This is a genomic window from Streptomyces sp. NPDC054840, assembly GCF_053611065.1.
The window spans coordinates 1-7,599 of the sequence record NZ_JBSGZP010000356.1 but is presented as its reverse complement, the minus strand read 5'-3'; the positions used below and the strand labels follow the sequence as shown (position 1 = coordinate 7,599).

Here is a 7,599-nt window from a genome sequence, read left to right as displayed (position 1 = left end):
CCACCACCCGGTCGAAGCGGCCGCGGTCGAGCGCGCAGGCCTCGCGGCGCATCCCCGACTCGTGCACGCGCAGCACCCGGTCCACGTCCACCCAGGACTCGCGCCCGGCGCCGTCCCACGGACCCGTGCCGATCGGCACCCACTCCCGGTCGTGGTCGTGCCGTTTGCTCGACAGCTGTACGGCGAGCAGGGTCCGCCCGCCCGCCTCCCGGGCCACGACCAGCACGGGACGGTCCTTGCCGCGCCCGTCGTTCTCCTCGAAGGGGACCCAGGTCCACACGATCTCGCCGGGGTCGGGATCGCCGTCTGGGTCCGGAGCGTACTCGGTCCGCACGCGGCCGATGGCGTACGGATCGGCCTCTGCGGTCGCGCTGCCGCCGTCGCGCCCGGGCTGCTCGATGTAGCCGCTGTGGTGGGAAAGTGCCGTCATCCGGGTGAGGCTACTGGTAGCCGTGGCCCTGGTGGAGGAGGCGGGCACGCGCGCCCGCGCCGCGGTTCAGCCGGTGACCAGGGCCAGGATCAGCCCGTCGTAGCCCTTGCTGCCGACGGTCTGCAGGGCGGTCGCGGTCAATCGCGGGTGCTCGGCGATGAGTTCGGTGAACCGGCGCACGCCCTGGACGCGGGGGTCGGAACTGTTTTCGTCGACGACCGCGCCGTCGCGGACGACGTTGTCGCCGATGATGACGCTGCCGGGCCGGGTGAGCCTGAGGGCCCACTCCAGGTACTCGGGGTTGGACGGCTTGTCGGCGTCGATGAAGACCAGGTCGAACGGGGCTTCGCCGACGAGCCGGGGCAGCAGGTCGACGGCGCGGCCGCGCCGGATGTCGACGATGTGGTCCAGCCCGGCCCGGGCGATGTTGGCGGCCGCGACGTCGGCGCACCGCTCGTCGACCTCCAGCGTGACCAGCCGCCCGTCGGCCGGGAGCGCGCGGGCCAGCCAGATGGTGCTGTAACCGCCCAGGGTGCCGATCTCCAGGATGCGGCGGGCGCCGCGGACGCGGGCGAGGAGATTCAGCAGCTTGCCCTGGTTGGGGGCGACTTGGTGGGCGGGCAGGCCGGCGGCCTCGGAGTCGGCGGCCGCGGAGACCAGGGCCTCGTCCTCCCCGACCAGCAGTCCGTCAAAATAGTCGTCAACAGCCGTCCATGTCTGCTGAGTCATGGGTCGCGTCGCCCCTTCCGGTGATGCGGCTTTGATGGTTCCTCTTGGGAACTTACCGGAGGGAGGGTGCGCGCGCTCCGCTACCGGCCCGGCCGCACCGCCGGCCAGCCCTCCGCCGCCTCCACCTGCGCGGCAAGCCCCAGCAGCAGCGGCTCCGAATCGGCCGGGCCCAGGAGTTGGGCTCCCATCGGCAGTCCGTCGGCCGTGAGGCCCGCCGGGATGTTCACCCCCGGCCAGCCCAGCACATTCCATGTCCAGGCGTACGGGCAGGCCGCGATCATCGCCCGGTCCGTGGCCATGGCACCCAACCCGGCCAGGGCGCCGATCCGCAGGGGCGGAGTGGCCGTCGTCGGGGTCAGCACCACGTCGAAACGGTCGAATACCTCGCCGACCCGCCGCCGCAGGACCGTCTCCGCCCGGCGGGAGGCCCGCAGGGCGAGCCCGCCCAGGACGCGGCCCGTCCGTACGGCCTCGTGCGTGCGCGGGTCCAGCAGCGCGGGATCGGGCACCCGGGCCACCCAGTCCCGTACCCCACTGGTCGCGCGGGGTACGAAGGCCAGACCGATCGGGCCGTAGCGCGGGTCCTCCGGCACCACCTCGTGGCCCAGCGACTCCAGCCGTACGGCCAGCCGCTCCACCGCGGAACGGACTTCAGGATCCAGGGACTTGGGCGTCGCCGTGAAGGCCATCGCGAAGGAGAGGGCGATCCGCAGCCGACGGGGCGTGCGGCGGGCCGCCTCGACGGCCGAGATGCGGGCCGGGCGGTGCAGGTCCTGCGGGTGCGGGCCGCTCGCGGCGTCCAGCAGGAGCGCGGCGTCGGCGACGGTGCGGGCCAGCACGCCGTTGACCGTGAGTCCGTGGAAGGACTCCGGCTCGGGCCAGGTGGATATGCGCCCGCGCTGGGGCTTGACACCCACCAGATGGGTCCACGCAGCAGGGATCCGGACCGAGCCGGCCCCGTCCGAGCCGAGGGCGGCCGGGACCAGGCCGGCCGCCACGGCGGCCGCCGAGCCGCCCGAGGAGCCGCCGGGCGTGTAGGCCCGGTTCCACGGGTTGCGGGTCTCGCCGAAGGCCCCGCCCTCGGTGAAGGGCCACTGCCCCAGCTCCGGCGTCTGGGTCTTGCCGACGATCACGGCGCCGGCCGCGCGCAGCCTTCGTACCGCCTCGCTGTCGGCGGTCTTCGGGGCGAAGGTTCCCGCGCAGCCGAAGGCGGTCGGCTCCCCGGTCACGTCCATGTCGTCCTTGACCGCCAGGGGTACGCCCAGCAGTGGCAGCCGCTCGCCCGCGGCCAGCCGCCGGTCCGCCGCGTCCGCCTCCGCGAGCGCGGCCTCGGCGCGTACGGTCCGGAAGGCGTTGAGCTCCGGCTGGGCCGCGGCGATCCGGCGCAGCGCCTCCTCGGTCAACCGCCGTGCCGACACGGTCCCTTCGGCGAGTGCGCCGACCATGTCGACCAGGCCGGAGGCCGTCGGGACAGCTGAATCGGACATCGTGTACCACTCCCCATTACCGGTCGGTAGGAAGACCGTAACGGGGAGTGGCCGGGTAGTTCTAGAGCCAGCCCTCAAGGGAGGCCATGAACCCGTCGAAGTCGGCCCGGTGGATGGTGTGTCCCGCCCCGACGGTCGAACGCACCTCGAAACCACGGCTTTTGAGCAACTGCGCCCGCCTCTGCGGCATCAGGAGCGAGGTGCGGTGGGCTGACGAGGGGTGCGCGCCGCCCTGTCGCGACGGCGGGGGTGCGGCGGAGTGCGGCGGGACGGCGGCACGGCGGGGCACGGCGTCGACCCCACGGCCGTTGTGGCACGTGACGCCGTGATTACACATGCCAATGACGCGCGTAACCAGTGTCCGGCATTCGTTTCAGCCATCCGCCGACCCTCAGGTGCAATCGGTCTGGAAAGATGCCACGGCAATGTCTCAGTCATCGAAGTCGCCGAAGCCGCCCGCCCCGGCCTCCGGACCGGCCGCCCCACCGCCGCCCCCCGTTCCGACGAGCGCGGACGTGGCCCGCCTCGCCGGCGTCTCGCGCGCGACGGTCTCGTACGTGCTCAACAACGCGGAAGCCGTGCGCATCAGCGAGCCGACCCGCCGCAAGGTCCGCGAGGCGGCCGAGGAGCTCGGGTATGTCCCGCACGCCGCCGCCCGCAGTCTGCGCGCGGGACATACCAGGATCGTGCTGCTGCCCACCTCCCACGTGCCGAGCGGGCCGCTCTACAGCACCTTCCTGAACGAACTCCAGTGGGCGCTGCGCCGCCTCGACTACACGGTGGTGCAGTACGGGAGCCTCGGACTCAGCGGCGACGAGGCCGTGCGGGCCTGGGCGGAGCTGCGTCCGGTGGCCGTGATCTCCCTCGGCGAGATCACCCTCTCCGCGCGCAACGTCGCCACCCTCAAGCGGGCCGGAGCCCGAGCGGTGATCACGATGGGCCCCGTCGGCGTGCCCGGGGCGCACGCACTCGTCATGGACCAGCAGGAGGTCGGCGTCCGGGCCGCCGCCCATCTCGTCGAGCGCGGGCGCAGGCGGATCGGGGTGGTCGTCCCGGAGGAGGAGGGCCTGGAGCTGTTCTCCGTGCCCCGGCTCACGGGCGCCCGCTCGGTGCCGGGCGCCGAGGTGTCGGCCCTCCCGATGGCCTACTCCGAGGAATCGGCGGCGGCCCTCGCGGCCCGCTGGCGCGGGCTCGGGCTTGACGCGGCGTTCGCGTACAACGACGAGTACGCGATGCTGCTGATGCGGGCCCTCCAGGACGAAGGGCTCCGTGTGCCCGAGGACGTCGCCGTCATCGGCGCCGACGACCTGCTCATCGGGCGGCTGCTGCGGCCCCGGCTGAGCACCGTTCGACTGGAGATGCCGACGGGCGCCCACCTGGCCTCGCTGGTGGACCACGCGGTGCGCGAGCCGTCGGAGGTCACGGAGCGGCACGACCTGATGGCGGCGGCCGCCATCCCCCGGGAGTCGACCTGAAGGTGCCTGGGGCCTCTGCCCCGGCGCCCCTGTCGCGGTGGCAGCACAGGGTGGGGGACCGGAGGACTGTCCCAGGCCCTGTCGTCGAAGTCCCTCCCCCGGCTACCGGTGGGAGGTGCCCCGGCCCCCGGCATCGCGGCTCGCCGCGTCGTGGGGGCGCCGGCGTACGTCCCGACCCGGGCGCCCCTGCGCCTGGTGCTGTGGCCGGGAAGGTTTGCCGGGTTGCGGCGTCCGGTGCGGTGCAGCGCAATGCGGAGGGCCGCGGCTCGTACTGGACGTACTCGCGCGGTCCGACAACGCGGCGAGGTGCCGTGCCGGGCGTCGTGACCCGGTGAACCTTTCCCGTCACAGCGTTAGCGAGGCTTCCCTTCGGCCCTGCGGCCCCGGTGAGACCCCATTGGCGCCGACCCCGGACCTGACCGGCGCTCCTTCGACGGCAGGGCCGTCGGCGTCTCCTCCGGCACGATCCGACAGAGGCGGCCCCAGTCCGGGGAGCCGTTGACAGGCGGTGACGTGCGGACGGAGACTGCGGGCGCGCCCCACCGGGCGTGCCCGGCGGCGTGCCCCGGTGTCCACACCGGCACCGACGCGCCGCCGCCCGTAGGATCCGCCCAGGAGAGACCCCATGAGCATCCGCACCGTCCGCGACGTCTACGTCGTCGACGCCGTCCGCACCCCGATCGGCAAGTTCGGCGGCGCCCTCGCCGGGGTCCGGCCGGACGACATGGCCGCGCACGTCGTGCGCGCGCTGGTGGAGCGTACGCCGGACCTCGACCCGGCACGCATCGACGACGTGGTCTTCGGCGACGCCAACGGCGCCGGTGAGGACAACCGGGACGTGGCCCGCATGGCGGTGCTGCTGGCAGGGCTGCCGGTGAGCGTCCCCGGGGTCACCGTCAACCGGCTGTGCGGCTCCGGTCTCGAAGCCGTGATCCAGGCCGCTCGCGCCATCGCGCTCGGTGACGCCTCCGTGGCCATCGCGGGCGGCGTCGAGTCGATGAGCCGCGCCCCCTGGGTCGTACAGAAGCCGGAGCGGGCCTTCCCGGCCGGGCACCAGCAGATGTGGTCCACCACCCTGGGCTGGCGGATGACCAACCCGCGCATGCCCGAGGAGTGGACCGGCTCGCTCGGCGAGGGCGCCGAACTCGTCGCGGACAAGCACGGCATCACCCGCGAGGCGCAGGACGCCTTCGCCCTGGAGAGCCACCGCAAGGCGGCGGCCGCCTGGTCCGCCGGGCTCTACGACAACGAGGTCGTTCCCTACCCCGGCGCGGACCTGGTCCGTGACGAGTGCATCCGGGAGGGGTCCACGCCCGAGGCGCTGGCCCGCCTGAAGCCGGCCTTCCGGACGGACGGCACGGGCACGGTCACGGCGGGCAACGCCTCCCCGCTCAACGACGGCGCCGCCGCGCTCCTTTTGACCGACGAGGCGGGTCTGGCGGCCACCGGCCGGGAGCCGCTCGCCCGGATCAGCGCGTCCGCCGTCACCGGGATCGAGCCCCAGCTCTTCGGCCTGGGTCCGGTGGACGCCGTCCAGCGGGCGCTCGCCAAGTCCGGCCGCGGGCTCGCCGACCTGACCACTTTCGAACTGAACGAGGCTTTCGCAGCACAGGCGTTGGGCTGTCTGGCGGCCTGGCCGGAGCTCGACCCGGCCGTGGTCAACCCGCGCGGCGGCGCCATCGCGATCGGCCATCCGCTCGGAGCCTCGGGCGCCCGGCTGGCCGGTGCCGTCGCGCACCAGCTGGCGGCGGCGGGCTCCGGCACCGGCATGGCGGCCCTGTGCATCGGGGTCGGGCAGGGCATCGCCCTCGTCCTGGAGCGCTGACCCGGCCCGCGAATCCCCCGAAGGTGCCCCGCGGGGGTGTCCCCCGGGGGTGTGCCCCTCAGGGTGTCCTGACACCCGGGCGGCGATCGTTTCCGGTCACCGCTCGGCGTCAACTGCCCAATAACTGAACAGTTGTGGAGCCTCCGGTCTGGCACGATGGCGCGTGCTGCCGCCCCCCGCCCCGCCCATCCCCACCCGGAGGCCCCGCGCCATGCCGCTCCTCGATCCGACGCTCTGGCAGGACGGACCGACCCTCACCGGCGGCTCCGCCCCGGTCGTCGAACCCGCCACCGGCCGCACCCTCGCCACCATCGACCTCGCCGCGCCCGCCGATGTGGCGGAGGCCGCCGTACGGGCTCTCGCGGCGCAGCAGGACTGGGCGGGCACCACCCACCCGGAGCGGGCGGCCGTGCTGCGCCGCGCCGGGGACCTGTTCACCGCCCACGCCGACGAGCTGCGGGAATGGCTGGTCCGCGAGTCCGGCTCGATACCCGGCAAGGCCGACTTCGAGCTGCACGTCGCCGCGCAGGAGTGCTACGAGGCCGCCGCGCTGGCCTCGCGCCCCACGGGGCAGGTGCTGCCGAGCGAGGCGCCCCGGCTGTCCTTCACCCGCCGGGCGCCGGCCGGGGTGGTCGGGGTCGTGGCCCCCTTCAACGCCCCGCTGATCCTGGCGATCCGCTCGGCCGCGCCGGCGCTGGCACTCGGCAACGCGGTGCTGCTCAAGCCGGACCGGCGCACCGCCGTCTGCGGTGGCCTCGCCCTCGCCGCGGTCTTCGCCGCCGCCGGGTTGCCGGGCGGGCTGCTGCAGGTCCTGCCCGGCGGCGCCGGGACGGGCGCAGCGGTGGTCGCCGACCCGCGCGTCCGGGTGGTGTCCTTCACCGGCTCCACCGCCGCGGGCCGGTCCGTCGGAGAACTGGCCGGTCGTCACCTCAAGCGCGTGCACCTGGAGTTGGGCGGCAACTCGGCCCTCGTCGTGCTCCGCGACGCCGACATCGAGTCCGCCGTGGCCCAGGCCTCCTGGGGCTCCTTCTTCCACCAGGGCCAGATCTGCATGACCGCCGGGCGGCACCTCGTGCACGCCTCGCTCTACGACGAGTACGTCGAGCGGCTCGCCGAGCGCGCCGAGGAACTGGCCGTGGGGGACCCGTACCGCGAGCGGGTCCACCTGGGCCCGCTGATCGACCGCGCCCAGCTGGACCGGGTCCACGCCCTGGTGGAGGCCAGCATCGGGCAGGGGGCCAAGCTGGTGGCCGGCGGCACGCACCGGGACCTGTTCTACCGGCCGACCGTCCTGGCGGGAGTCGCCGACGACACCCCCGCCTACGCCGAGGAGGTCTTCGGCCCGGTGGCGCCCGTACGGTCCTTCGCGACGGAGGAGGAGGCGGTGGCGCTGGCTTCGGCGGGCCCCTACGGCCTCTCCCTCGGGATCGTGACCCGGGACGCGGCGCGCGGGCTCGACCTGGCCGATCGGATCCCGACAGGGATCGTTCACATCAACGACCAGACGGTCAACGACGAGGCCGTCGCCCCCTTCGGCGGAGTCGGTGCCTCCGGCACCGGTGCCCGCTTCGGCGGCGAGGCGAACCTGGACGCCTTCACGGAACTGCGCTGGACCACCGTCCGCAGCACCCCGGCAGGCCACCCGTTCTAGGC

The 7,599-nt window shown here is 74.2% G+C and carries 7 protein-coding genes; 3 read left to right on the top strand and 4 right to left on the bottom strand.

All coding sequences use genetic code 11. The features are described 5' to 3' along the window. The 4 genes from ACWGIU_RS23460 to ACWGIU_RS23445 all read right to left on the bottom strand — a co-directional run. Positions 1–430 (bottom strand): type II toxin-antitoxin system PemK/MazF family toxin (locus ACWGIU_RS23460; RefSeq protein ID WP_453708748.1); only part of this gene is annotated, 430 nt, incomplete at its 3' end. A 66-nt stretch (positions 431–496) separates the two neighbouring features. Then, positions 497–1,159 carry an O-methyltransferase gene (locus ACWGIU_RS23455; RefSeq protein ID WP_453708746.1) on the bottom strand — a complete coding sequence of 221 codons (663 nt, stop codon included), beginning with the start codon at positions 1,157–1,159 and terminating at the stop codon, positions 497–499. 80 nt (positions 1,160–1,239) lie between these two features. Beyond that, positions 1,240–2,646 carry an amidase gene (locus tag ACWGIU_RS23450; RefSeq protein WP_453708744.1) on the bottom strand — a complete coding sequence of 469 codons (1,407 nt, stop codon included), beginning with the start codon at positions 2,644–2,646 and terminating at the stop codon, positions 1,240–1,242. 61 nt (positions 2,647–2,707) lie between these two features. Beyond that, positions 2,708–2,836 (bottom strand): hypothetical protein, encoded by a 129-nt coding sequence (locus ACWGIU_RS23445; RefSeq protein ID WP_453708742.1) that lies wholly within the window; start codon positions 2,834–2,836, stop codon positions 2,708–2,710. 235 nt (positions 2,837–3,071) lie between these two features. Here ACWGIU_RS23445 and ACWGIU_RS23440 point away from each other — a divergent pair, with 235 nt between their 5' ends. The 3 genes from ACWGIU_RS23440 to ACWGIU_RS23430 all read left to right on the top strand — a co-directional run bounded on the left by ACWGIU_RS23440 (position 3,072) and on the right by ACWGIU_RS23430 (position 7,597). Then, a complete protein-coding gene (locus ACWGIU_RS23440) occupies positions 3,072–4,121 on the top strand; it encodes a LacI family DNA-binding transcriptional regulator (RefSeq protein ID WP_453708740.1) in 1,050 nt (349 codons plus the stop codon). Between the two features lie 625 nt (positions 4,122–4,746). Further along, a complete protein-coding gene (locus ACWGIU_RS23435) occupies positions 4,747–5,946 on the top strand; it encodes a thiolase family protein (RefSeq protein WP_453708738.1) in 1,200 nt (399 codons plus the stop codon). A 211-nt stretch (positions 5,947–6,157) separates the two neighbouring features. Next, complete coding sequence (locus ACWGIU_RS23430; RefSeq protein ID WP_453708736.1) at positions 6,158–7,597, top strand: aldehyde dehydrogenase family protein; 1,440 nt, start codon at positions 6,158–6,160, stop codon at positions 7,595–7,597. The last annotated feature ends 2 nt before the right edge of the window (positions 7,598–7,599 follow it).